Source organism: Bartonella chomelii (assembly GCF_014138465.1).
Taxonomy (GTDB): Bacteria; Pseudomonadota; Alphaproteobacteria; order Rhizobiales; family Rhizobiaceae; genus Bartonella; species Bartonella schoenbuchensis.
Genome location: NZ_JACJIR010000002.1, coordinates 152,188 through 178,418, shown reverse-complemented (window position 1 = coordinate 178,418; position 26,231 = coordinate 152,188). Strand labels below are relative to the sequence as shown.

Below are 26,231 nucleotides of genomic sequence, written 5' to 3'. Positions count from 1 at the left end.
TTCAATGATATGCCTCATTTCTTGGAAGAAGATGCGATAGTAGATGATAGAATTGATTGGAAACGGTATTTGTAGAGAAGAGATGTTTTTGTAGTATAGCCGATTAATTTTCATACAGATGGAGTATCTGGTGTAAATGGCTTCTTTCTTTTGATAATTAAGGATATTTGACACGCAAAATTTAAGTTTCTGTTTCTTTGCATGCAAAATCTTTCTCTACTGTGCAAGTAGTTTGTTTTCTTGTACACAAAGCCCGTTTTTTAAGCTTTTTTTTAATTAATAGCTCGAAGAGTTGCAAGCAGCCAGCTTATTGTCATTGTTATAGGTCACGTAAGAGTGAGTAAAACTGTATTTTCAGCTTGACTGCTTTACACACCGCTTTAAGTTTGAAAAGCAGTGTTTTTGAGTTGTGCAATCATGTTGGCTGCAAAGATAAAGCGAGAAATATTGAGATCACTTTCAATGAGAGCACCAGTTCGGTTTGTTACATTGCAAATTTGATCTTCTTCTGTTTTGACCCATGCTGCAAGTGGATCATTTTTATCACCGTAGTTTTTTAAGATTTTTATAACAATTTGCCGCACGTTTTCAGCAATGTTTTCTTTAGCTTGGCTTAAGACCATACCATCATAATAATCAAGAACAGGAATTGTTTGACTGGCGTCATTAATGCGGTTTATGCGAATAATCTGAGTCAATGAAAAATAGATTTTTGCAGCTTTTGTAAGATCACTTTGACTTTGTTTTGCGATTAAAGAAATATCACAAATCATTGGGGCAGCCTCAAGAAGAGCTAATTGTTTTGCTAAAGTATTTGGTATTCCTTCTTCACTATATAATGCTACTTTTTCTGCAATTTTTTCATGTATATCTTCATTGTTGGAGTGCGTAAGCTGTTTTTCAATGGCTTTACGCGCTTGTTGAATTGTTGTCACAAGTTCTTCTAGTGATACAGATAAATCGATATTGAGCAATCCCCAATTGGTTGTTTCAAAAAGCATTGAGGTAATTGCTGCATAAAATTTATTTTGAACAACACCGGATATTTTATTGTCAAGATTATCAATTTGGTCAGAAAGCTGAGGAATTTCAAATCCATCACGAATAGCAATGAACACACGAATAATATTTTCAACCTTTTGTCCCGTTTTATCTTGCAGGCGACTAACAAAAGTAGGCCCTCCACGATTAACAATATCGTTGGCAATGAGCGTGGCAATAATATCACGACGCAATTGGTGGTTAATAATTTCGTTTTTAAAGCTTTTTTGGAGTTGAGTTGGAAAATAGTTTAACAAGGTTGTATCAAAATAATGATTGTCAACAATGGAATTGTTAATGATTTCTTCTTGCAACGTTAATTTAGCATAAGCCAAAATAACAGCCAGTTCTGGGCGTGTAAGACTTTGACCTTGGGCCATTCTTTGGCGCAAAGTTTGATCATCAGGCAGAATTTCAACCCTGCGATCAAGCAGCTTTTTCTGTTCTAAATCATGTATAAAGCGGGCTTGGTAAGGTAGGTCAATAATGCCACGACTTTCAGCCAAAGAAAGGGCAAGAGTTTGCAGATAATTGTTGCGTAGAACTAATTGTTCAACTTGTGGTGTCATTTGTTTTAAAAGTGTATCACGTTCTTTACGCGTAAGCATTTGAGCACGCATTGCTGATGCAAGAACAATTTTGATATTCACTTCAAGGTCGGAACAATTGACCCCTGCGGAATTGTCAATGGCATCGGTATTACACCGCCCACCATTTAAGACATATTCAATACGACCACGTTGGGTAAGACCAAGATTGGCCCCCTCACCAATGACTTTGGCGCGTATTTGTTCGCCGGTAATGCGAAGTGCATCATTAGCACGGTCACCCACTTGAGCATCGGTTTCTGTTATGGCACGTATGTAGGTACCGATGCCACCAAACCATAAAAGATCAACAGGAGCTTTTAAAATGGCTGAAATAATTTCAAAGGGTGTTCCTGTTTGTTTTTCAAAACCAATGGCTTGTGCAGCTTCAGGGGAAAGAGTAATGGTTTTGGCTGCTCGTGAAAAGATACCACCACCTTTTGACAATTTCGCTTTGTCATAATCTTGCCAACTTGAGCGGGGGAGTTGAAACAGACGCATACGCTCTGCATAACTTTCAGCTATGTTGGGTTGTGGATCAATGAAAATATCGCGGTGATCGAAAGCAGCGATAAGTTTTGTTTGTTTGGACAGTAACATTCCATTACCAAAGACATCTCCCGACATGTCGCCAACGCCAACACAACTAAAGGGGGTTGTTTGAATGTCATGATCAAACAATTCCCTAAAATGTCTTTTAACAGCTTCCCATGCGCCTTTAGCCGTGATTCCAATGACTTTGTGGTCATAACCTGCTGATCCTCCAGAAGCAAAAGCATCATCAAGCCAAAAGTTACCTGCTTGGCTGATTGCGTTTGCAGTATCGGAAAAAGTTGCTGTGCCTTTGTCTGCAGCAACAACAAAATAAGGATCGTCACCATCATGGCGAATCACATTTTTGGGGGCACTTATTTTGCCATTAACGAGATTATCAGTAATGGAAAGCAAAGCTGTGATATAGTCAATATAGGCTTGTCTAGCTGCTTCTGCTACCACAGCGCGGTCGTTGGTTTGGGGAAGGTGGTGGGGATAGAAGCCACCTTTTGCACCCACAGGGACAATAACTGCATTTTTAACCTGTTGGGCTTTGACTAAATCTAATACTTCAGTACGGTAATCTAATGCGCGGTCTGACCAACGAATACCACCACGAGCAATAGAACCAAAACGCAAATGAACCCCTTCTACTTCTGGTCCGTAAACAAAAATTTCTCGATAAGGACGTGGTTCAGGTAAACCTTCAATTTGGCGTGGGTCTAGCTTTGTTGCCAAAATACGCCGTGGGTTACCATTTGCAAGGGGAACAAAAGCATTGGTCCGTAAGCTTGCGGCAATGAGATTGCGATAGCGGCGTAAAATGAGGTCATCATCCAAATTGGGGACCATCTGCAATTTTTCTTCAATACGCTGTTGAATGATCTGTTCGTTGTTTTGGCGTTCTTTCTCTTGGTGGCTTGGATGAAACTTCAAATGAAACAAAGCGTAAAGATCTTTGGTAATGTCGGGATAAGCATTTAAAGTTTGAGCGACACGTTTTTGTGAATAAGGAATTCCAGCTTGTTGGAGATAGCGTCCGTAATGGCGCAAAATAACGATTTCACGCCAATTAAGTTGGGCAGTTTGTGTTAAGGCATTAAAGGCATCATCATCGGCATTTTTAGCCCAAATGGCTTCAAAGGTTTCAGCGTGTTTTTGACCATTTTCATTAAGATCAATACAAGTTTGGAAAGCACTTTCCAGTTGCATATCATGAAGATACACATATTTCCCATGCCCATCTGGTAATTCAAGTGTTTGTTCAGCGATGACACGAAAGCCCATATTTTCAAGAAGTGGTACACGTATAGAAAGGGCAAGTGCTTCGTGGCGGTGAAAAAGTCTGAGAGAAATGTTGCGTTTTTCTTTATGATGGGTGTGATAAAAAGTGACAAAAAGAGGCTTTTCATCATTAAGGCTTAAGATATGATTTGCGTCTGCAATGGCATCTTCAGCTGAAAATAAGTCACGATAGCTGTTTGGAAATTGGCTTGCTAGAAGCGTTTGTTGTTCTGTTGCTTTGTGGGCAAGAGCTACAGCTTGAACATTATCTTCCCAGTTTCTTGTTATTGAGCGAACTTGTTGTTCAAGTATGGTGCGTTCAATAACAGGAGCACTATGGTTTCCTTTGCGGTGAATGATATAGTGAATACGAATGAGTGTGCTTTCTAGGAAGAGCGGGTAAGATTCAAAGAAATCACCTTCATAAGTTTCGACAAAATATGCGCCAATTTTTTCAGGAATATTACTGCTGTATTGATCACGCGGGACGTAAACAAGTATGGAAACAAAGCGTCCAAAAGAATCAGTGTGCGCAAGCACGCGCAAACGTGGACGTTCATCTAATTGCAAAATAAGTTCGGCATTTTCTGTTAAAGTATCAACATCAGAGCGAAACATTTCATCTCTTGGGTAAGTTTCTAAAACGTTGATAAGTGCTTTTCCAGAATAGTCAGCCTGATTGTATCCAAGGCGTTGAATAATGGTTTGTGCTTTTTCTTTTAAGAAAGGAATTTGCAAAACAGAACGGGTATAAGCAGAGGATGTGAATAGCCCTACAATGCGTAATTCCCCACATACACGCCCTTCTTTATCAAAAATTTTAATTCCAATATAATCTAACCAAATGGGACGGTGGATTTTTGAGCGGCTATTGGCTTTTGTTACAATAAGAAGGTCATCGCTTTCCATAAAGGATAAGACTTCTTTTGGGCGTTCTTCTACATGTGTATCGCCAATAATGCGAATGGATGCATCTGTGAGAATACCCAATTCAATATTGCCAGCTTTCAAACTGTTTTGGGGTTCTTTGTTTTTAATGAAGTCATAAGTGCGCATTCCAAGGAAGATAAAATTATTATCTGTAAGCCAGTTGAGAAACTCAATGGTTTTTTCACCTTCTTTTTGGTAATTTTGCGGGAGGTTTGTTTGATAGGCGTGGATGTGCTTTTTAAGTTCCTCCAACATAGGTTTCCAGTCTTGCACAGCGGCATTGACTTGTTCAAGAACTAAGGCAAGCTCATCTTTGAGTGTTATGGCCTTTTGTTTGCTTAATGCTTCAATGTGAATTTGTATAAGGCTAATACGTTGTCCAGAAGGGCAATCAAGAACAGGATGTGCAATTAAATAAATGTGGTTTGCGTGTTGATTAAAGACGTTTAAAACAGAATCAAGCAGGAAAGGTTTGTTATCATTGACAAGTGTGATAGCAGTTATAGGTTTGCTGCTACGTGTTAGCTCTTTTTGTTCAAAGCAAATGGTGCTTTTTCCTGCTTGATGTAAGCTGAGCGCTTCAGTAGCAATAGCCGCAGCTTTTTCGAGTTCATCTTTTTTATAACAAGCAATATCTTCTTTATCGGTATGGGCGAAAAGGATTTTTGCTAATTGCTTTTGATTGTTCTTGATATCTAATGCTTCTTGTTTTGACATAATTATACTCCCCTTTTTGCTCTTGGTGACCTTTTCTCCTCACAAGAGCAGGTCGTTTATGTCATCTTTATTATGTCATTTTTATATTGTACCATTTTATTTTTGAATGAATAGTTATTTATTCAGATAATTATAAAATTTTTTCGCAAGTTAGAGTAATGCTGTAAATTTTGGATAAACAGTTGGCGTAAGTGAAAAGATATTTTTATTGATATTTTTTCTATGAAAAAGTAGCATATCTTAAAAATATACACTAACAATGAATATAAAGATGACAGATTTACCAGAAAGACTTTTAAACGGTTATCGGTCCTTTATGACCAATCATTTTTCGCAACAAGCGGCGCGTTATCGGCAATTAGCAGAGGAAGGGCAAAGGCCTGAGATTTTGATGATTGCGTGTTGTGATTCGCGTGCAGCGCCAGAAACAATTTTTGATGCCAGTCCTGGTGAAATTTTTGTTGTGCGCAATGTGGCAAATTTTGTTCCACCTTTTTCTCCTGGTGATCAATACGATGCGACAGCAGCAGCAATTGAGTTTGCAGTGCAATCACTGAAAGTTAAGCACGTTGTTATTTTAGGACATGGGCGTTGTGGAGGGATTAATATTGTTCTTGGTGAGGTGTATAAACCCTTGTCATCGAATAATTGTATGGGGCTATGGATGGATCTTTTGGTCTCGGTTGGAAAAGGGGCTTGCTGTCGTGAATCGATGACTGAAACAGAGCGACAGGCTGCGTTGGAGCATTTTTCTATTCGTTATTCGTTGAAAAATTTAGAGACATTTCCATGGTTAAAAGAACGTAAAGATCAGGGGCTTTTGACAGTTCATGGTGCTTGGTTTGATATTTCAAACGGTGAATTGTGGAGCTTAGAACAAGAAACAGGGCGTTTTATGCGTGTTGAGGAAAAATTACTCACCCGATCGTAAATATCTTTTTCTTGCCTAATCTTTGTGTGTAAAGGTAGTGTATGATCAATCTTGACAAAGAGTAGTTTTTGTTGTTTGAAGAAACAAACATTCAGTGACAAGAATTAACTTGGAGCCACCGACTGGGACCCCACTTAGTTTTAAGGGTATAAAAAGATCCCAGAGGTCAACATCCGATAACGCGTTGCGTCCTCGGGTGCCATTTTGATTTGTTTGTTATGTGGTCAATGAGGTTAGATGATGTTTGAATCCTTGCAGGAGCGTCTTGGTTCCATTCTGTCCAATTTGACAGGGCGTGGTGCTTTGTCAGATCAGGATGTGGCAACAGCGCTGCGTGAGATTCGTCGTGCTTTGTTAGAAGCTGACGTTGCACTGGATGTGGTGCGTTCTTTCACTGATAGGGTTCGTGAAAAAGCTGTTGGCTCTGCTATTGTTAAATCTATTAAGCCTGGCCAAATGGTTGTTAAAATTGTTCACGATGAACTTGTGAGCATGTTGGGTGATGAGGCTGTCCTTAGTGATTTAAACGCACCAGCACCAGTTGTTATCATGTTGATTGGTTTGCAAGGTTCGGGGAAAACAACTACGACAGCAAAGCTTGCAAAGCGTTTAACTGACAAACACAATAAAAAAGTTTTGATGGCGTCATTGGATACACGCCGCCCCGCAGCACAAGAACAGCTTCGTCAATTAGGAGAGCAAGCGCAGCTTGCAAGCTTACCCATTATTTCTGGTCAATCTGCTGTTGATATTACTGCACGGGCAGTGCAGGCAGCAAAATTGGGCGCTTATGATGTTTTGCTTCTTGATACAGCAGGACGCAATCATCTTGATGATGCTTTGATGATTGAATTGGCTGAGATCAAGGCATTGTCGCTTCCTCATGAAATTATGTTGGTTGCTGATAGCCTTACCGGTCAAGATGCTGTTCATCTTGCGCGTTCTTTTGATGAACGTGTAGGCCTTACAGGAATTATTTTAACACGAATGGATAGTGATGGCCGCGGTGGTGCAGCACTTTCAATGCGTGCTGTTACAGGAAAGCCGATCAAAGCCATTGGGGTTGGTGAAAAAATAGATGCTTTGGAAGAGTTTCACCCTCATCGTATTGCAAATCGTATCCTTGGCATGGGGGATATTGTTTCTTTAGTTGAAAAGACTGCTGAAGCGATTGATCATGAAAAGGCGATGAATTTTGCAAAAAAGATGCAAGCTGGAAAATTTGACCTTAATGATCTTGCAGAGCAATTACAAAAAATGAAAAAACTTGGGGGTATGGGCAGCATTATGGGAATGATGCCGGGTTTGGGAAAGATGAAAGAGCAAATAGCGGCTGCAGGTCTTAATGATCATCTTTTGAATCGTCAATTGGCTATTATTTCATCAATGACATTTGCAGAGCGTGCTAATCCTGAGATTTTGAAACATAGTCGTAAACAAAGAATTGCTAAAGGATCTGGTACAAGTGCTGCTGATATTAATAAGCTTTTGAAAATGCACCGTCAGATGGCTGATATGATGAAAGCTATGGGAGGAAAGGGCAAAGGCGGTTTGATGGGAAAAATGTTAGGAGGGCTTGGTTCCAAACTAGGATTTGGGGCTGGGGGTGTTCCTGGTAATATGCCTAATTTATCGGGAATTGATCCGGCACAGTTATCGGCGTTACAAAAGCAGATTAAAAATGGTAATTTAGGAGAGAAATTACCTGGTCTTCCTCAGAGTGGATTACCATTTCCCGGTCTTCCTAGTGGCCTTTCTGGGAATGGGGGGAAATTACCTCCGCTTCCTAAGAAGAAATCGTAAAGCACAAGAAAAAAGGAAGCGTGATGCAAAAGAAAGTACCAGATGGTTTGATGCGTTTACAAACATCTATTGATAATTTTTGTGTGGCGCTGGTTCATATTTTAGCAAAATGCTTTTGCTGTGTACAAGCAATTGGAGAATTAAAAGCTCGTTATGATTTATCTGCAATTTATGTGACGTGTGAGCAAAGTAAGGTTGCAGGTTTGCGACAATTGGTTATGGACAATTGTCTTGAACCTGATTTTGCTGAAAAGTTTTTAAATTTCACCATTAGAAGTGATTCACCATAATAATCGTTGCTGAAAGGCAAACAAACAAAGCAAATTAATTTAGATAAAAGTTAAAGTTGATCGGAGAAAAAGATGGCATTAAAAATTCGTTTGTCTCGTGGGGGCTCAAAAAAGCGTCCTTATTACCATATTGTTGTTGCGGATGTGCGCAGTCCGCGCGATGGGCGTTTTCTTGAGCGTGTTGGTGCGTGGAACCCCATGTTGCCTAAAGATCAACAGCGTGTAAAGCTAAACGAAGAACGTATTCAATATTGGCTTGGTCAGGGTGCTCAGCCGACAGATCGTGTTTTACGGTTTTTAGATGCTGCTGGTTTGAAAAAACGCCCAGCACGTAATAACCCACACAAAGGTGAGCCTGGTAAAAAAGCACAAGAACGTGCTGCAGCAGCAAAGCAAGCTGCCGAAGAAGCATCAGCTTCAATTGCTGAAGAAACTGTATCAGAAGAAGTAGCTGTATCGCAAGAGGCTACTGTATCAGGAGAAGCATAGGCGCTTTAAATCTCTTAACTTAAGAGAAGTGTTGTGAAAGCTTGTGTTTTAAGCAGGCAATCATTGCTTGTTTTTATCTGAAAGATGTTTGCTTGTCTTTTAAAAGGTGGTTTGGTTTTTAAGCCATTAATTTGAGCCTTTTAAAAGTCAATAGCGCGGCCTTTAATTTCCCAGTCTCCATAACGTGCTGGGTCTTTTCCGCCGCGCCCACCATTTTCCAAAGGCATATTTTCATGGAGTGCTTGTTTACGCCTTTGTGCAGCCTCTTTGAGGGCACGTTGTGCTTCTGGGGGAAGGGGGCGCTGCTTAAGGGAAGCTGCATTTTGTTTTGTTGCATCTTGTTTTATCGCCTTGTCTTTTTGGTCCATTTTATGCCTTTCTTCCATTGAAGAATCAAAAAATCCTTATCATATAGATATTATTACGTATTATCATGGAGTTTTAAAGCAATGAATATCCTGCGCACAACAATGCTTGTGGCTTTTATGACTGCACTTTTTATGGGGGTGGGTTATCTTATTGCAGGAAGCAATGGTATGGTTATTGCGCTTTTGATGGCAGGGGGCTTAAACTTTTTTTCTTATTGGAATTCAGATAAAATCGTTTTGCGCATGTATGGTGCGCGTGAAGTGGATCAACATTCGGCACCCGTTTATTATAAGATTGTGCGTGAATTGGCGCAAAAAGCTTCTCTTCCACAGCCGAAGGTCTATATCATAGACAGTGGGCAACCCAATGCTTTTGCTACAGGACGCAATCCGCACAATGCAGCTGTTGTTGCAAGTACAGGGCTGTTAGAGCGGTTAAGTTCAGAAGAAATTGCTGGGGTCATGGCTCATGAGTTAGCGCATATTCAGCATCGTGATACGTTGATTATGACTCTTAGCGCAACAATTGCAGGGGCAATTTCTATGCTTGGTAATTTTGCTTTATTAATAGGAGGGCAGCGTTCTTCTTCAGAGCATTCGAATGGTGCTGGGGTGCTTGGTAGTCTTATTGCTCTTTTTGTGGCACCTTTTGCGGCTATGTTGGTGCAAATGGCTATTAGCCGTACACGTGAATATGCTGCTGATCGACGTGGAGCTGAAATATGCGGTAATCCCTTATGGTTGGCTTCGGCTTTGAGTAAAATTGCAGGTGGGGGACATATGGTGCATAATGAACAGGCAGAGCATAATCCGGCAACGGCTCATATGTTTATTGTTAATCCTTTGAAAGGTGAGGGAGCTGATAGTCTTTTTTCTACTCATCCAGCGACTGCAAATCGTATTGCGGCTCTTTATAAGCAAGCTGAAGAAATGAATATATTCAAAGCCAAGAATATAAAAGAGGGTAAAAAGAGTATGTTTGGTGAAAAGGCAAGCGGTTTAGATTTAGAGAATGAAGATTTAAATTTCAGTGCTCAAAACGATGCTCTTAATCGTCAGGAAAGGGGTGCTTTTCGGCGTACAACAGATCGTCCTTCTTGGCTTCGTCATCAGAATTTTAAAAAGCCTCGGTCATAGTGTTTTTAAAGGGGGAGGTGTAGAGGTGTTATTGTGCAAAATAAAAAAGCGGGATGTATGTCTGAAAAGAATATTCCAGGATTAGTTGTTCGCCAAGTTTGTGCTCGTCTTTTAGGTGTGGTGCTTGATAAGCATAAGTCTCTTTCTGGTTTGACCGATCATGAATATGGACATCCACATTATTTAAAGCTTTCACACCGTGATCGCCTGTTATGTCGGGCTATTTTAATGGCGGCTTTGCGTCATCGAGGTCAGATTACAGCTGCTTTATCGCGTTTTTTAAAACGGCCTTTGCCACTTCAAGCATTGTCGCTTCAGCATCTTTTACATATCAGTGCAGCACAAATTCTTTATCTTGATATTCCTGATCATGCGGCGATTGATTTGGCGGTGCAAATGGCTAAAATTGACCCACGTACACGCCGTTTTTCAGGGTTAGTGAATGCTATTTTACGCAATTTTGCACGTGAGGCGGTGTGTTTGCGTGTGCAAGAGCCAACCATTAAGGATGTTCCAGCTTGGTTTGGGCAGCTTTTGGTGTCAACATATGGGGTTGATAAGGCGCATCAGATTTTAGCGATACAAAATAATGCACCATCGCTTGATTTGACTGTAAAATCAGACAGTATTGGTTGGGCAAAGCGGCTTGGGGGTGTTGTTTTGCCTAATGGTTCAATTCGGCTTGGCGCTTTGGATGGTTCTGTGGTTAATTTACCAGGATATGCGCAAGGGGCTTGGTGGGTTCAAGATTTTGCAGCAGCATTACCTGCTTGTTTGTTAGGAGATATTCGTGGCAAACGGGTTGTTGATTTTTGCGCAAGCCCTGGTGGGAAAACGGCTCAATTGGCTTTGCAAGGGGCAGATGTGACAGCTGTTGAGAGTTCGGCTAATCGATTAGAGCGTTTAAAGGAAAATATGGAACGTCTTCATTTGTCAGCCCATTATTGGACTGGTGATATGAGAGATTTTTATTCTGAGCGGCTTTTTGATGCGGTTCTTCTTGATGCACCTTGTTCTTCTACGGGGACGATACGCCGTCATCCAGATATTTTATGGACTAAATCGTCTGACGATATCACCAAATTAGCGGCTCTGCAGTATGATCTTCTTTTGGCAGCAATTGCTTTTGTAAAGAAGGGTGGATGCATTATTTTTTCTAATTGTTCATTGGCAAGACAAGAGGGAGAAGACCTTATTAAAAAGATTTTGTCTACGCGTGATGATATTATTTTAGATCCCATTTTAACAGAGGAGATGGGTTCTATGAAGCATTTGCTCTCTTCTGATGGTACTTTGCGCACAACGCCTGCTGATTGTTGCTATGATAATTGTGATGTTGAAAACCCTCTGTTATTTGGAATGGATGGTTTTTTTGCAGCACGTTTACGCAAGGTGGCTTAATTAACGTTTCATTTACGTAAATCGCCGACATTCATTGTGTTTGATGAAGAAATGGTTGAGCATTTTGTTTGATAAAGAATGGCTGGAGAGATAAGTGTGGCGATTGCGGTGGGAAGTCATCAGGTAAAGACATCAGTTTTTGTGTATAAGGTGTTACAATCTCTACGGCGTTTATGGGTGGGGCCTTTATTTCGTTGGCGATTTTTGGGTTTTCATCCGCAAAGAATTTTAGCCCATCCCATTGATTTGCACTTAGCTGATTCAAAAGTAGCACATGAATTTTACCATGGCCGTTTTGCTTTTGCTGGTCGGGTTGTTCAGTCTGGTTCTCTTTCGCCTTTTTCATTAGTTCCACCAACGCCAGAATGGGAAGCAGCACTTCATGATTTTCATTGGCTGCGGCATATGACGCCAGCACGCAACCCATTAGCTATAGCACATGCGCGCTCTTTATTAGAAGATTGGCTTGATCATAGTGGTAAGAAAATAAAAGGGCTTTCTTGGAGTGGGGGGGTTGTTGCACGACGTTTGATTTCATGGATTTGTCATTCACAAATATTGTTGGAAGGTGCAAGTGAACAGTTTAAAAAGCGTTTTTTACATTCGCTTGGTTTTCAATTTCGTTATTTGCGTATATTAATTCACAGTATGGAAGAAAATGATCAACGCTTACAAGCGGCGATCGCTTTGGTATTTGCTTCTTTGGCTTTGCCTGTTTGTGCTGCCACAAGGAAGAAAATGCAAACCTATCTTATCCGTGAACTTTCACGTCAAATTCTTGTCGATGGGGGGCATATTTCACGCAGTCCTGCTATTTTGCTCAATTTACTGTTGGATTTATTATCTTTGCGTGATCTTTACAAACATAGCAATGAAACACTGCCACGTGTTTTAATTGATTCAGTTGAACGCATGTTACCAGCTTTGCGGTTTTTTATCCATGAAGATCAAACACTTGCACATTTTAATGGGGTTGGTCCTGTTATGTCGGGGCACCTATCGGCTATTTTAGATTTTGATGAAACAGGGGCAAATCCTTTTAGTTATGCGCGTTATTCTGGTTTCCAGCGTTTACAGGCCAATCAAACAACTGTACTTGCAGATACGGGAAAATTTCCACCACATTTTGCTTCAGAATATGCTTGTTCGGGATGTTTATCATTTGAGATGTCTTCTCAAGGAAACCGCTTTATTATCAATGCGGGTATTGCCCCTTATGGGGGGGAAGAGTATCGGCATTTCGGGCGTGTCACAGCGGCACATTCAACAGCAACAATTAATGATTGTTCGGTGGGCATTTTTCGCAAAAAAAAGAACAAAAATACTTCCCTGTTGCTTGAAGGACCGACGGATATTAAAGTACAACGTATAGAAGAAGCAGAAAAGATTGGTTTTATTGCATGCCATGATGGGTATGTGCGACCTTTTAATCTTATTCATGAACGCGGTCTTACTTTAACGACAAATGGGGCGATTATTGAAGGGTTTGATCGCTTTTTCATGCCGCATACTGCTCACTCAAATGGTCATAGGGCTGATTGCAATGAGTCTCATTGTGTTGCCGTTCGGTTTCATCTTCACCCCAAAGTTGAGGTTATTCATAATGGGGACAGTGTGCATTTGGCTGTGGAAGGTAAGAAGATGTGGCATTTTATATCACCTGATACGGATATTTCTTTAGAAGATTCGATTGATTTTGCTGAATTAACGGGCCCACAACGCACACAACAAATTGTTTTATATTTCCGCCCTGCGTTGACAGAAAAAATTCATTGGCGTTTTGTTCGCCTTGAGTCAGGGTAGGAATATGCTTTTGATGTTGGAATGAAGGTGGTTTTATTATTTATGGATTTCAGAATTTTAAGCATTATGTTCTTTCAGTTTTTTGGAAAAGGCATATATTATTGTAGTAATACATTATAAATTTGCTTGAATTTTAATCCTTTTATTTTTAGAATCTTCTTTATGGCTGCTATTTCAAAAAATTATTCTGCGCCTGATCTTCATCAGGTTCGTCGTGCTCTTCTTTCTGTTTCTGATAAAACTGGTTTGGTGGAGTTTGCACAAGCGCTTCACGCTTATGGGATTGAGCTGATTTCAACGGGGGGGACATCCAAAGCATTAAAGGATGCTGGTTTACCGGTAAAAGATGTTGCTAAGGTAACAGGATTTCCGGAAATTATGGATGGGCGTGTTAAAACACTCCACCCATTGATTCATGGTGCTTTATTGGGCATTAGAAAAGACCCAGATCATGCAGCTGCTATGGAAGAACATGGTATTTGTGGGATTGATCTTGTTGTGGTTAATTTATATCCTTTTGAAGCAACAATTCAATCGGGGGCAGATTCACAAACGATTCTTGAAAATATTGATATTGGTGGCCCAGCGATGATTCGCGCAGCAGCTAAGAACCATGCTTATACGGGTGTTGTGACATCAGTTTGTGATTATGATTTGGTTTTGGATGAGTTAAAGAAACATAATGGGTGTTTAAGCTTTTTATTGCGTCGTCAATTAGCAGCACGTGCTTATGAGCACACAGCTTCCTATGATGCAGTAATAGCGGCTTGGTTTGCACAAGATTTAAAAGTTGAAATGCCATCTTGGCAGAGTTTTTCCGGTCATCTTGATAGTGTGATGCGTTATGGGGAAAATCCGCATCAACGGGCAGCGTTTTATCATACGCGTGATAAACGTTTTGGGGTCGCAACCGCAACGCTTTTACAGGGTAAAGAACTTTCTTATAATAATATGAATGATGCAGATGCAGCATTTGAGCTTGTGGCAGAATTTGATCCTTGCAGAACCGCTGCTGTTGCTATTATTAAACATGCCAATCCTTGTGGTGTTGCGGAAGGGCAGAGTTTAAAAGAAGCTTATTTAAATGCTTTAAGATGTGATAACATATCAGCATTTGGTGGGATTGTTGCTTTAAATCGCCCTTTAGATGAAGAGTGTGCAGGAGAGATTGTTAAGCTTTTTACAGAAGTGATTATTGCTCCTGATGCGACAATGGGGGCACGTGAAATCATTGCACAGAAAAAAAATCTCCGCTTATTGATAACGGGGGGGGTGCCTAATCCACGTTCTGAAGGACTGATTTTTAAAACACTTGCAGGGGGGGTTTTAGTGCAGTCGCGTGATAATGCAGTAGTTGAGGATTTGAAACTCCAGGTGGTAACGAAACGGGCACCCACCCAAGATGAGATGCGTGATCTTCAGTTTGCGTTTCGTGTTGTTAAACATGTTAAGTCAAACGCTATTGTTTATGCAAAAAACAGTGCAACAGTGGGTATTGGTGCTGGCCAAATGAGCCGTCTTGATTCAGCTAAAATTGCAGTTCATAAAGCTGAAGAAAACGCAAAAGGAATGGGTTTAACAGAGCCTTTAACCAAGGGATCTGTTGTTGCATCAGATGCGTTTTTTCCCTTTGCTGATGGTTTATTGTCAGCTGCTGAAGCTAGTGTGAGTGCAGTTATTCAACCAGGTGGGTCAATGCGCGATAAGGAAGTTATTGCAGCGGCTGATGCGCATAACTTGGCAATGGTTTTTACAGGTGTGCGCCATTTTCGCCATTAAAGCGTATGGTTTTTTATTTGTTTTTGTTTACCAGTCGAATGAAGGAAATTTGGCAATATGCTCCTATGCTATAAACGCACGACAGTTATGTGATTATAGCACAACTTATTTGTGAAATTTGCTCTATCTTATGGAACTCAAGAATTTAACGTAAGATTTGGGTAAAAAACATGAACATTCTGCAGTCTTTTGGTTCTTGGCGCCGTTATCGTCGGACAGTTAAGGCATTAAATAATCTTTCAACATATGAACTTAATGATCTTGGTATTAATCGGGGTGATATTCGTTCAATTGCGTGGCATTTTTCGCGCAAATCTCTTTGATGTTTGTTTTTGATAAGTGCTGCTTACACGTGATCACTTGAGTGTGAAATTTAAGGGGGGTGTTTTGATGTGGGGTTTGTGTTTTCCCCTATTGTAGAAATAGGGGAAGAGAGCAAAAAAGAGAATTTTTTTTCTTATCAGCTTTACAAGTTTATGAATGATGTTTTTTTGAAAGAAACCGAGTAAAGTCTGTAATTTTCAGCACAATATGATGATATCTTAAGTAATGCATGCTCTTCTTACAAGAGGGGGTATTTGAATATTTATTTTATGAGATGGGGATATTTGAGGGTTTTGTCTTTTTTAGTTATTATATTTTGAAAGCAGAAAAAAAGATGCACCCAAAACACCAGCTGCTAAAATGAACCATGTGAGAGCATAGCTAAGGTGATTATTGTTAAAATGCACAACTGTTAAACCGACAATAGGAAGATTTCCTTGTGTGGCTATTTTTTGTGTAACATCAATAAAATAAGGTGCTACATTGGAAAGTCCTAGCTTTTGGGCCATGGCGGGGAGTTGGCGTGTATACCAGAGATTTTGATCAGGGTTATTTTTGCGTGGAAATATTCCGTCTCCTTCACTCATACGTAAAAAACCGGTGATCGTAGTCTGCTCTGTATTCGTGGAAGAATGGGGATGAAGTGGGGTGTTTTCTTGCTCAAAGTGATGGCGTGCATCCATAGGAATGAAACCACGGTTTACAAAGGTTAGAGTGTTATCGGCTGTTTGTAAGGGGGTTAAAACCCAATAACCAGTGGCATCTTGAGTGAGGGCTGTTATAAGAATATTTTTGTCTGTTAAAAGCTTTCCGGTAAGTGTGACGGGGCGATATTCATCTTTATCAAAAGTGACATGCTCCCATTGATCTTGGGGGGGAGCTTTGATGGGGGGTAAATGAATGCGCTGATTAGCACTGGCAATAAGATTTGTTTTCCAGTTTAGCCGTTGCATTTGCCAGACGCCTAGTGCACTGAAAAGCAAAAAAAAGCTTATACATAAAATGCCAAGCAGAATAGAAAAAAAACTTATATTTTTGTTGTATGATTCTATTGGAGATTGTTTCATTTTAGTCATCAATTCTCTTTTAGCATGTTCAGTGTTTAAAGAAAATATTTTATGTGTTTTTTCAAAAATGAGTAACATATCTGTCAAAAAGGCAGTAATATTGGGAATCACGCGAAAAAAATATGGTTGATATTGGTGATGGAACTACAAAATTGATAAAATAAATATCAATAAGCATTGATAAATATCAAAATGCTTGACCTTTTAGTGCTAACACCTTATAAACCCGACATTTCCAATGATGCTTGTTCAAGGCTAAATTTGGTGTGCTTGGCACCCGTTTTGTATTGCTGGATTTGGAATTTAAAAGTTTCTTAAAGTTTAAAGGTGAAGTCTATGTCTCGTGCCTGCGAATTAACAGGAAAAGCTGTCCAGTATGGGAATAATGTTAGCCATGCCAATAATAAAACGCGTCGTCGTTTTTTGCCAAATCTTTGCAATGTGACATTAATTTCGGAAGTGCTTCAGCAAAGTTACCGTTTACGCATTTCAGCGCATGCTTTACGTTCAGTTGAACATCGTGGTGGTCTTGATTGCTTTTTGGTGAAAGCTGATGATAAAGAGTTATCGCAACGTGCGCGTTTATTAAAACGCCAGATCATGAAGAAAAAAGCTGAACAAGCTGCTTGATTGATTTTGATTCAAGGCAGAATTAAAAATGTTTGCTCTTGTTTTTTAAGGGTGAGATTTTAAATCTTTGGTTGTTTAGCTATACTATTGATTGATTCGCGTTTATACCTCAGGTTACAAGGAATGTTTTCAACCTGTAAATCTTTAGCAGAGCAGCAAAGAAAAAAGCATATTGTTTTTGCAAGTTTTGCAATGTGTTTGGCGGTGACTGCTTCCAATATTTTGGTTCAATATCCTATTTATTGGTTTGATTTGAATGAAATCTTGACCTATGGGGCTTTTACCTATCCAATTGCTTTTCTGATTAATGATTTAACGAATCGTTTTTATGGTCCAGCTGCGGCGCGACGTGTTGTGTATGCTGGTTTTATAACGGCTTTTTTTGTTTCTTGGGTATTAGTTACGCCACGGCTTGCCATTGCTTCTAGTATGGCATTTTTATTTGCGCAATTACTGGATATTTTTGTTTTTACACCTTTGCGACGTAAAACATGGTGGAAGGCACCTTTAGCAGCAGCATTGGCTGGCTCAGCTTTGGATACGGTATTGTTTTTTGCTATTGCTTTTTCTAGTCATTTTAGCTTTATCGATCACATGACAGGTTATGTTGATAGTTCTATCTTGGATAAAACAATATTTTTTGGGTTTGACATTCCAGTTTGGTTCTCACTTGCTTGTGGTGATTTTTCGGTCAAAATAGTGATGAGTCTGGTTATGCTTGTGCCTTATGGTACAATTTTGAGAAGTTTTAGAGCTTCACTTTTACCAGAGAACTAAAAAGAAAGCTTTTCGTTAGTTTTTTTAAGATTTATCATCAATTCATAGATATGATCAGATTTTTAGTGTATTTGTGGAAATAAAGGGCATTTGAAATGTGCTTTTATTTACGTGTTTGGTGCATGCAAATCATTTATCGTGGATGTTTATCTTTTGAAAATATTGTGTGAGCGATTAGGTTTTTTAGGGTCAAAGAGTGTTGCTAATTGTTTTGTCATGGCATCTGCTAGTTCTTCAGCGTTGACGATTGTCACGGCGCGTTGGTAATAACGTGTGACATCATGACCAATGCCAATGGCAATTAATTCTATAGGTGAATGTGTTTGGATTTCTTGGATGACAGCGTGCAAATGCTTTTCAAGATAAGAACTAGGATTAACAGAAAGTGTTGAATCGTCAATTGGTGCACCATCAGAAATGACCATGAGGATACGGCGAGATTCGTGTCGTGATAGAAGGCGCTGATGCGCCCAAATAAGTGCTTCACCATCAATATTTTCTTTGAGCAATCCTTCTTGCATCATTAGGCCTAAATTACGTCGGGCACGACGCCATGGTGTATCGGCACTTTTGTAGATGATATGGAGCAGATCATTCAAACGCCCTGGATTGTCAGGTTTATTTTGGTTGTTCCATTCCTCCCGGGCTTGACCGCCTTTCCAAGCTTTAGTGGTAAAGCCTAAAATTTCGACTTTGACTTTGCAGCGTTCAAGTGTTTGCGCTAAAATATCAGCACAACTTGCTGCAACAGTAATTGGTCGTCCTCGCATTGATCCTGAATTATCAATGAGTAATGAGACAACTGTGTCACGAAAGTGTGTATCGTGTTCTCTTTTAAAAGAAAGCGATTGCATAGGATCGATAATGAGGCGTGCAAGTCGTGCTGTATCCAGATGTCCTTCTTCAAGATCAAAATGCCAAGAACGATTTTGTTGTGCCATAAGACGGCGTTGCAGGCGGTTTGCTAAGCGTCCGACAATGTTTTGGAGATGATTTAATTGTTTATCAAGGCAGTGGCGTAAATGATCTAATTCGCTTTCTGAACAAAAATGAGTCGCTTCTGAAATTTCATCAAATTGACGCGTGAAAATTTTATAATCAGCAAGTTTCTCCATTGGCTGAGAAACATCAGAAAAGCATTTGAATTTCCTTTGTTTATTCTCTTGTTTTTTTTGAGTTGTATCATCATCGCTTAATTGGGTGTTTCGTGTGTTCTCTTTATCGTATCTATCATTGTTTTGGTCAGTTGTTTTTTGTTCTTTATTTTGAGAGTATTTTGCGCTTTGGCTTTCTTCTTTATCTGGGCTTTTTGTTTCAAGATCATTGTTTGGTTCTCTACTGTGCGCGCCCTTGGAATTTTCATTCAATTGGTCGGTAATTTTCAGTGCAATAAGCATTTGATGAGCAATATGTGCAAAAGCTTTTTGGTTATAAATATGATATGTAAGCTCACGCAGTTCTGTTGCAGCTTTTTGTTCAATTGATTGACGCCATAATTCCAATATGGGTTCAGCTTCTTGGGGAGGGGGGCGTTTTGTTATCTTTTCACGCAGTAAAAGTGCAAGTGCATCTTCTAGGGGAACCTCACTTTGATGGCGCACCATTTGGTAATGGGTTTTTTGATATTTATCGGCGAGCATTGTATCAAGATTTTGAGCAATTCCTTCCATTGCTAAGGTGCCGATTGCTTCAACACGTGTTTGCTCAAGAGCATCAAAAATAGCACGTGCTTCTGGTTGTGTTGGAGCAAACTTGGCATGAATATGGGGATCATGCCATGCTTTTTGTAGTGCTATGCAATCTCCCAATGCACGGGTAATGGTAACATCTTTTTGTGTTATGTGTGGTGGTAATATTGATGGGTGGACATAATTGTCATTTGTAGATAATTTGCTTTTGTTAAAAGTGACTTCAAAATTGCATGTGCTAGAAAGTGTGCGGGTACAGATAGAAACGGCTTTTTTAAAAGCTGCAATGTCAAACTTACCATTGGGAGAGTGGTTTATTTGATGTTTGCTGTTGTCACCAACTTCTGCCGTCATAATTGACGCATTCCTTAAAGATCAGACGTTATAGATTGAGTGATTTGGATAAATTGAGTGATTTAGTAAGCTCTTTTCCAAAAGCACGTTGGTAAAACTCTGCAACGATTGAGTGTTCGAGTTCATCACATTTGTTAAGAAAGGTTAATTGAAAAGCCAAGTCAACATTTTGAAAAATTTCAGTATTTTCTGCCCAGGTGATTACGCTGCGCGGGCTCATAACCGTTGAAAGGTCACCATTGATAAAGGCTTGGCGTACCATGTTGGCTACATGCACCATTTGTGAAACTGTTTTTTTTCTTTGAGATGTTTGGAAATATTTGACTTTTGAACAAACAATGTCAACTTCATGGTCATGGGGTAAATAGTTTAATATCGCTACAATAGACCACCGGTCCATTTGAGCTTGGTTAATTTGTTGTATGCCATGATAAAGCCCTGTTGTATCGCCAAGGCCAATGGTATTTGCTGTTGCAAAAAGGCGAAATGCTGGATGAGGAGCGATAACGCGGTTTTGATCAAGTAAGCTCAACCGCCCAGAGGCTTCAAGTACCCGTTGAATAACAAACATAACATCAGGTCTTCCTGCATCATATTCATCAAAGACAAGAGCAATGTTATTTTGATAAGCCCAGGGTAAAACGCCATCTTTAAATTCAGTAATTTGTAGGCCATCTTTTAAAACGATGGCATCTTTTCCAACAAGGTCAATGCGACTAACGTGACTGTCAAGATTAATTCGAATACAAGGCCAGTTAAGACGTGCTGCGACTTGTTCAATATGTGTTGATTTACCAGTGCCATGATAGCCAGAAATCATAACACGACGATTAAAAGCAAAGCCTGCTAAAATGGCTAAAGTTGTTTGCTGGTCAAAAAGATAATCGGGATCTAAGTCAGGAACATGTAAGCTTTTTGCACTAAAAGCGGGTACTTTCATGTCTGTATCAATATGGAATATATCACGAGCGCAGACTGTGATATCAGGAACATCGGTAGCGTGATTTGGTTTTGTCATTGTTTTTTTGGAAGGGTATCCACTCTTTATTATTTGAGTTGAAAAACAATACAAGACATCAATTGCTGATGCAATGCTCTGTAGAAAGAGAGGGGATGGGAGATAATGATTAATATTTCATGGTGCTTTTAAAACAAGTAAATTAAACAAGAAAACAGCTTGTACTCTTGCACTAAAGTGAATTGCTTTAAGCACGGTGCCCCTCCTTTAGCACTTTAGCACAGGCCGGATTTCTTGAGTAAATTATAGGCGTGTAAAACATCGCGGAAACGTTCTTCTGAAGAACGGTTACCACCATTGGCATCAGGATGATGTTTTTTGACCAGTTCTTTATATTTTGTTTTAATATCCTCAGCTGAGGCATTTGCTTGTAACCCTAAAGTATCAAAAGCTTTGGCTTCCAAAGGTTTTAATTTTCGTGAGGTTGTACCGGCTGAGTGCCGTTTGGTGAAAAATGAAAAAGGATCACGCATACGGTTTTGATAAGCCGCTGTTCCAGAGCGAATTGTTGCATAATGAAGGGATGTTTTTTTTGATGCACTATTGCTCCCAGCAGACCACGTAGGGCGGTGCCCTGTGAGGGCATCTTTCTGAAAATTGGCGATATCTTTATCACTAAGGCCTGAGAAATAATTAAAGTCTTTATTGTAAGCACGTACATGATCAAGGCAAAAGTAAAAATACTGCCCTTCACGATTACGTCCTGCTGGCGCTTTGTGCACCCCGGTTTTTTCACACCCCTCCCATTGACACTGTTGGGCTTGTGCTTCACCTTGTTTTCTTTTATTGGAGCTGATACGAATTGAATCAAATAGTTTAGATGTTGTAGCCATGTTTTTGGTTTATGCAAAATCAGTGTGTTTGACAAGGATTGACTTTGAAAATTTATTTTCATACTTAATGTAGTGTCGAAGATGGCTAATTACACTATCCATTTTAGTGGAGAGTAAAGAAAAAATGTCTACTGTGATTCAAACAGTCATCGAAACAAAGCTTCGTGACGCTTTTTGCCCACAAAAACTTGAAGTGATTAATGAAAGCAGTCTTCATGCGGGGCATCGTCATAAAGGTGGTGTTTTTGATAGTCATGGGGAAACGCATTTTCGGGTGAAAATTTTTTCTTCTTCTTTTTCAGGTATGTCACGGGTAGAAAGACACCGGGCGATTTATAAAGTTTTACAGCAAGAATTAACGACGCATATTCACGCTTTGGCTCTTGAAGTTGAAGCTGCTTAAGATGGTTTTTCCGCTTCAATAACTTTTGAAGCACGAGGATGTGCTTTTTGATAAACTTCTAATAAGCGGTCTGTATCAATGTGGGTGTAAACTTGTGTTGTCGATAAACAAGCGTGCCCAAGTAATTCTTGAATGGTACGCAAATCCCCTCCACGCGACAAAAGGTGGGTTGCAAAAGAATGACGCAATGCATGCGGTGTAGTCGTTTCTGGTAAACCAAGACGAGCACGTAAATTTTGAACAAGGCGTTGAATAATAGCCGGCTGTAGCGGGCCACCTCGAACACCACGAAACATTGGTTGAGTGCTCACTAAAGGGTAAGGGCAGCATTTAAGATAAGCCTCGACCATTTCGTAAACGGTTTTAATCAGTGGAACTAGGCGCGTTTTGCCCCCTTTTCCTATTACAGACAGACTTGTTATCTCTGGATCAGAAAATTGTTCTGGTGTAAGTGCTAAAGCTTCTGATATTCGCATTCCGCAGCCGTAAAGGAGTGCTAAAACAGCAACGTTACGGGCAATAATCCATGGTTCATCTTCTTGTTGATTTTCTGGTTTGATGATATGCAATGCTGCTTGTACGTTCAAAGGTTTAGGCAAAAGCTTTGGGTGTTTTGGTGTGCGAATAAGTTTAGCAGCTAAGGTATCAACGATTCCCTCACGCGATAAGTAATTGAAAAAAGAGCGCAAACTCGCCACATTTCGGCTTAAAGAGCGTGCACTTATTTTTAACGTACGACGATAAGCCAAATAAGCACGCAAATCAGCTACACGCAAATCAGCAAGGTCTTTGCAAGTTACTTCATGCCCGAGGTGATGACACAAAAAAATCAAAAATTGTCGTGTATCGCGTTCATAAGCTTGTGCTGTGTGTGTAGCCATACGACGCGTTTTTACAAGACCCTCTAGCCATTTTTTTCTTGCAACCAAAAGGCCCTGCTCCGCTGGGATCAGAGGAGCATTTTGGCCTTTTTTGTTGTCATTATTGGGAGACATTTCTAGTTAAGGGTATTTTTTCCCTTTTTGGGTTTTTCAAGACTAGCCTGCCCATTTGTTTTTTCTTTCTTTTCTATAGAATTGGCAGCAGAATTAGCAGCGGCTTGACTTGCACCTTTTAGAGAGAGCACCTTTAGAAGGTTATTCATTGATAAAAGATGCGCAAAAATCCGCCCTAAAAAGCCATTTTTATGCAATTTAGCAAGTTGATGAGCCGGTAATTTATGCAGTTTTTCTTCATCAACAATCCAGAAATCTTCTAATTGAGCTGAAAGACCTTTGTCATTTTTGACATTAATTGATTTTTGACTAAGAAGGTCCATCTTGACAAGGGTATCAATAAATTCAGCTGTTCTTTCCATACCGATTTTAAAGTGCTCAAGGAAATTGATACGCTCTTCCATGAAGGGAGAAATAGACCCATCAGAATTGAAAAGCTCTATGCCTGTAACGTCATTAAACATGCCAGATTGTTGATCAAAGCAAACAGAAAGCTCTTTTTGATCTTGTATTTGTGCAAGAACAAAAGGATAACGGCGAATAAAAGCAGGGATATAAGTGTCACGTTGCCAACTTTTATCAGCAGTAATGTAATTATTTACATCATTAGAAAGACCTACAAGAGCGATGGATGTGTAATGGCGCTTTTTTTGTTCATCTTCTGCACTCATAAACAAGATAGGGTAGTCAAGAGCAGCTTGAAAATATTCATCACTTGCTAGGGGAACCCAATGAGTATCTTTTGCAAAGGACATATCTTGTGAGGGATTGAATTTAAGACTTCTATGAAAAGTTTTGTTGATTGGAGTAACATTTTTATAAAAAAGCATAATATTCGCCATCAGATTTCTCCTTTTTCATTCACTATATGCCACAAAATACGCTTTTATAAGATTTTTGTATGGCAACAAGCTCTAATGGACAATAATTAAGTATATAATGATTCTTTCTTGTTAGAAGAGATGATATTATACATGAAACAAAAGAGAAAAAAACTTAAAAAGGCAATTTGTCTTGCCATTATTGGTGCTGCCCATGGAATTAGGGGGGATGTTTGGGTTAAGGTATTGGGAGGTGAACCTCAGCGTTTAAAGGCTTATGGTGTCCTTTATGATGAAGGAGGGCGCTGTTATGAAATTGCAACATTTCGGGTGCAAAAAAACGATGCAATTGTGCGTTTTAAAGGGGTGGAGGAGCGCAGTGCTGCCGAAGCTTTAAAGGGAATTAACCTTTATATTAAGCGAGATCAATTGCTTGATGATTTGGCTGAGGATGAATTTTATCAAATCGATTTGATTGGGCTTTGCGTTTATGATGATGCAAACAAGCTTCTTGGTGAAGTGAGCGGTTTTTTTAATTTTGGTGCTGGTGATTTGCTTGAAATCTGTTTAGATGGCGGCAAGAGAGAGCTCATTCCATTTAGCAAGGCGGCTGTGCCGGAAATTTGTGTTGCTTCTGGTTTTATTGTGATCAATCCAGTGGCAGCGGGTTTAGCTTACATGAAAGAAGAATAATAAACAAGGGAGATTTGAACAAAAGAGTGGGATGAGGGAATAAGCATGGGATTTCAAGCACATATTTTAACACTTTATCCTGAAATGTTTCCAGGATTATTGGGTTATTCTTTAGCAGGGCAGGCTTTAGCGCGAGGGATATGGTCGCTCAATACAGTACAGATTAGAGACTTTGCTTTTGACAAACACCACAGTGTTGATGATACACCAGCTGGTGGTGGTGCTGGTATGGTGATGCGGGCAGATGTGTTAGCTGCTGCAATTGATAGTTGCCCCCCTGATTTGCCAAGGTTTTTGTTGAGCCCACGGGGACGCCCTTTTAACCAAAACTATGCTCGTTCTTTGGCACGTGGTTTAGGCGCGATATTGGTGTGTGGTCGTTTTGAAGGGGTTGATGAACGCGTGATAAAAGCGCGAAAATTAGAAGAAATTTCAATTGGTGATTATATTCTTTCAGGTGGAGAGGTGGCTGCATTGGTTCTTATGGATGCAATTGTGCGACTTTTACCCGGTGTTATGGGCAATCAAGCTTCTGGAGAATGTGAAAGTTTTGAGAATAATTTGCTTGAGTATCCCCATTATACACGTCCTTCAGTTTTTGAAGGACTTACTATTCCACCGGTATTGACATCAGGCCATCACAAAGCTATTGCAAATTGGCGTCAAGAGCAGGCCGAATGTTTAACACAGCAACGTCGACCTGACCTTTATGCTCTTTATACCAAAAATCTTCGAAAAGCTTGATTCATTTTTAAAGATGGTGTATTGCACAACGCACTTTTAAGAGAGTTTTTTGAAAAAAGCTTTCTATGGATTTAAAAGAAATAAATTCTAAAAGAAAAAAAATAGTGTATTCGCTCTTGTTTAAAGCAGAGCCCAGGTGTTTAAAGCAGAACCCAAAGAATATCCTTTTTATGTGAAAGGCAGCTTTGTGGTAAGAGTTGAAGGCTCTGACTGTTCGAAAAGAACATGAAGGATGAAAGAAATGAATATTATAGCGCAGCTTGAAGCTGAACAATGCGCAAAAATTGAAGAAAAACGCCAATTTCCAGCGTTTCAGGTGGGAGATACATTGCGCATTTTGGTCCGTGTGACGGAAGGTACGCGCACACGTGTTCAGGCTTATGAAGGAATTTGCATTGCACGTTCGGGCGGTGGTTTGAATGAGAGCTTTACAGTGCGCAAAATTTCTTATGGTGAAGGTGTTGAGCGTGTATTTCCAATGTATTCTCCCTTGGTTGAAGGTGTTGAGATTGTCCGCCGGGGTAAGGTGCGTCGTGCAAAGCTTTATTACCTTCGTGGTTTAAGAGGAAAGGCTGCACGTATCGCTGAAAAGAGAGATTACCGTAAGAATGCTAAGGTTTCTGAGGGAGGAGAAAAAGCAGTCGTTGCAGAAAAAGTTGAAGACAAAACTGCTGAATAAATATTTCCTTAAAGTTTTTTAAAAAGCGGCTTTTATGCCGCTTTTTTGCTTTGCGAGGGAGGATTACGATTAAAAAACTCCTTTATCAAGGAATTTTATACAAAATAAGAG

At 39.8% G+C, this 26,231-nt stretch carries 23 protein-coding genes; 15 read left to right on the top strand and 8 right to left on the bottom strand.

All coding sequences use genetic code 11. The features are described 5' to 3' along the window. Window positions 1-380: 380 nt before the first annotated feature. Window positions 381-5,093 carry an NAD-glutamate dehydrogenase gene (locus GGR10_RS03195; RefSeq protein ID WP_182479890.1) on the bottom strand — a complete coding sequence of 1,571 codons (4,713 nt, stop codon included), beginning with the start codon at window positions 5,091-5,093 and terminating at the stop codon, window positions 381-383. A 271-nt stretch (window positions 5,094-5,364) separates the two neighbouring features. Between GGR10_RS03195 and GGR10_RS03190 the strand changes: the two genes are divergently transcribed. The 4 genes from GGR10_RS03190 (at window position 5,365) to rpsP (ending at window position 8,606) form a co-directional block, all read left to right on the top strand. Continuing rightward, window positions 5,365-6,024, top strand: coding sequence for a carbonic anhydrase (locus tag GGR10_RS03190; protein WP_182479889.1), 660 nt, complete (start codon window positions 5,365-5,367; stop codon window positions 6,022-6,024). A gap of 240 nt (window positions 6,025-6,264) precedes the next feature. Next, complete coding sequence (gene ffh, locus GGR10_RS03185; RefSeq protein ID WP_010704407.1) at window positions 6,265-7,827, top strand: signal recognition particle protein; 1,563 nt, start codon at window positions 6,265-6,267, stop codon at window positions 7,825-7,827. Window positions 7,828-7,850: 23 nt separating this feature from the next. Next, window positions 7,851-8,117, top strand: coding sequence for a chorismate mutase family protein (locus GGR10_RS03180; RefSeq protein WP_182479888.1), 267 nt, complete (start codon window positions 7,851-7,853; stop codon window positions 8,115-8,117). Window positions 8,118-8,189: 72 nt separating this feature from the next. Continuing rightward, window positions 8,190-8,606 (top strand): 30S ribosomal protein S16, encoded by a 417-nt coding sequence (gene rpsP, locus GGR10_RS03175; RefSeq protein WP_182479887.1) that lies wholly within the window; start codon window positions 8,190-8,192, stop codon window positions 8,604-8,606. Between the two features lie 140 nt (window positions 8,607-8,746). On the opposite strand, the gene GGR10_RS03170 is transcribed toward rpsP, so the two are convergent. Continuing rightward, window positions 8,747-8,974, bottom strand: coding sequence for a DUF1674 domain-containing protein (locus tag GGR10_RS03170; protein WP_182480081.1), 228 nt, complete (start codon window positions 8,972-8,974; stop codon window positions 8,747-8,749). Between the two features lie 81 nt (window positions 8,975-9,055). Between GGR10_RS03170 and htpX the strand changes: the two genes are divergently transcribed. The 5 genes from htpX (at window position 9,056) to GGR10_RS03145 (ending at window position 15,417) form a co-directional block, all read left to right on the top strand. Further along, window positions 9,056-10,111, top strand: a complete 1,056-nt coding sequence (htpX, locus tag GGR10_RS03165; protein ID WP_182479886.1) for a zinc metalloprotease HtpX — start codon at window positions 9,056-9,058, stop codon at window positions 10,109-10,111. Between the two features lie 33 nt (window positions 10,112-10,144). Beyond that, a complete protein-coding gene (locus GGR10_RS03160; protein WP_182479885.1) occupies window positions 10,145-11,512 on the top strand; it encodes an RsmB/NOP family class I SAM-dependent RNA methyltransferase in 1,368 nt (455 codons plus the stop codon). A 78-nt stretch (window positions 11,513-11,590) separates the two neighbouring features. Beyond that, window positions 11,591-13,315 carry a heparinase II/III family protein gene (locus GGR10_RS03155; protein ID WP_182479884.1) on the top strand — a complete coding sequence of 575 codons (1,725 nt, stop codon included), beginning with the start codon at window positions 11,591-11,593 and terminating at the stop codon, window positions 13,313-13,315. 162 nt (window positions 13,316-13,477) lie between these two features. Continuing rightward, window positions 13,478-15,094, top strand: coding sequence for a bifunctional phosphoribosylaminoimidazolecarboxamide formyltransferase/IMP cyclohydrolase (purH, locus tag GGR10_RS03150; RefSeq protein ID WP_182479883.1), 1,617 nt, complete (start codon window positions 13,478-13,480; stop codon window positions 15,092-15,094). Window positions 15,095-15,264: 170 nt separating this feature from the next. Then, window positions 15,265-15,417 (top strand): DUF1127 domain-containing protein, encoded by a 153-nt coding sequence (locus GGR10_RS03145; RefSeq protein WP_182479882.1) that lies wholly within the window; start codon window positions 15,265-15,267, stop codon window positions 15,415-15,417. A gap of 303 nt (window positions 15,418-15,720) precedes the next feature. Here the strand turns inward: GGR10_RS03145 and GGR10_RS03140 are convergent, their stop codons facing one another. Then, window positions 15,721-16,494: an SURF1 family protein gene (locus GGR10_RS03140; RefSeq protein ID WP_182479881.1), complete on the bottom strand. Its 774-nt coding sequence runs from the start codon at window positions 16,492-16,494 to the stop codon at window positions 15,721-15,723. 327 nt (window positions 16,495-16,821) lie between these two features. On the opposite strand from GGR10_RS03140, the gene rpmB reads away from it, so the two are divergent. Together rpmB and GGR10_RS03130 are read left to right on the top strand one after the other, a co-directional pair. Continuing rightward, window positions 16,822-17,115, top strand: coding sequence for a 50S ribosomal protein L28 (gene rpmB / locus GGR10_RS03135; protein WP_007476415.1), 294 nt, complete (start codon window positions 16,822-16,824; stop codon window positions 17,113-17,115). Between the two features lie 123 nt (window positions 17,116-17,238). Continuing rightward, window positions 17,239-17,892, top strand: coding sequence for a VUT family protein (locus GGR10_RS03130; RefSeq protein ID WP_182479880.1), 654 nt, complete (start codon window positions 17,239-17,241; stop codon window positions 17,890-17,892). Window positions 17,893-18,038: 146 nt separating this feature from the next. On the opposite strand, the gene cobT is transcribed toward GGR10_RS03130, so the two are convergent. From cobT to GGR10_RS03115, 3 genes are all read right to left on the bottom strand, one after another. Continuing rightward, window positions 18,039-19,934 carry a cobaltochelatase subunit CobT gene (cobT, locus tag GGR10_RS03125; protein ID WP_182479879.1) on the bottom strand — a complete coding sequence of 632 codons (1,896 nt, stop codon included), beginning with the start codon at window positions 19,932-19,934 and terminating at the stop codon, window positions 18,039-18,041. A 28-nt stretch (window positions 19,935-19,962) separates the two neighbouring features. Further along, the gene (gene cobS, locus GGR10_RS03120; RefSeq protein ID WP_182479878.1) at window positions 19,963-20,952 is read right to left on the bottom strand and encodes a cobaltochelatase subunit CobS; all 990 of its coding nucleotides are present in this window, start codon (window positions 20,950-20,952) and stop codon (window positions 19,963-19,965) included. Window positions 20,953-21,167: 215 nt separating this feature from the next. Then, window positions 21,168-21,785, bottom strand: a complete 618-nt coding sequence (locus tag GGR10_RS03115; protein ID WP_182479877.1) for a J domain-containing protein — start codon at window positions 21,783-21,785, stop codon at window positions 21,168-21,170. Between the two features lie 124 nt (window positions 21,786-21,909). Between GGR10_RS03115 and GGR10_RS03110 the strand changes: the two genes are divergently transcribed. Then, complete coding sequence (locus tag GGR10_RS03110) at window positions 21,910-22,188, top strand: BolA family protein (protein WP_182479876.1); 279 nt, start codon at window positions 21,910-21,912, stop codon at window positions 22,186-22,188. Here the strand turns inward: GGR10_RS03110 and GGR10_RS03105 are convergent. After that, window positions 22,185-23,183, bottom strand: a complete 999-nt coding sequence (locus GGR10_RS03105; RefSeq protein ID WP_182479874.1) for a tyrosine recombinase XerC — start codon at window positions 23,181-23,183, stop codon at window positions 22,185-22,187. The two genes, GGR10_RS03110 and GGR10_RS03105, sit on opposite strands and share 4 nt — an antisense overlap. Window positions 23,184-23,185: 2 nt before the next feature. Beyond that, complete coding sequence (locus GGR10_RS03100) at window positions 23,186-24,025, bottom strand: SapC family protein (RefSeq protein ID WP_182479872.1); 840 nt, start codon at window positions 24,023-24,025, stop codon at window positions 23,186-23,188. Between the two features lie 132 nt (window positions 24,026-24,157). Between GGR10_RS03100 and rimM the strand changes: the two genes are divergently transcribed. The 3 genes from rimM (at window position 24,158) to rplS (ending at window position 26,120) form a co-directional block, all read left to right on the top strand. Next, entirely contained in the window at window positions 24,158-24,697 is a 540-nt protein-coding gene (gene rimM, locus GGR10_RS03095) for a ribosome maturation factor RimM (RefSeq protein WP_182479870.1), read from the top strand. 45 nt (window positions 24,698-24,742) lie between these two features. Then, window positions 24,743-25,441: a tRNA (guanosine(37)-N1)-methyltransferase TrmD gene (gene trmD, locus GGR10_RS03090; RefSeq protein ID WP_182479869.1), complete on the top strand. Its 699-nt coding sequence runs from the start codon at window positions 24,743-24,745 to the stop codon at window positions 25,439-25,441. Between the two features lie 241 nt (window positions 25,442-25,682). Next, a complete protein-coding gene (rplS, locus tag GGR10_RS03085; protein WP_182480080.1) occupies window positions 25,683-26,120 on the top strand; it encodes a 50S ribosomal protein L19 in 438 nt (145 codons plus the stop codon). Window positions 26,121-26,231 lie beyond the last annotated feature (111 nt).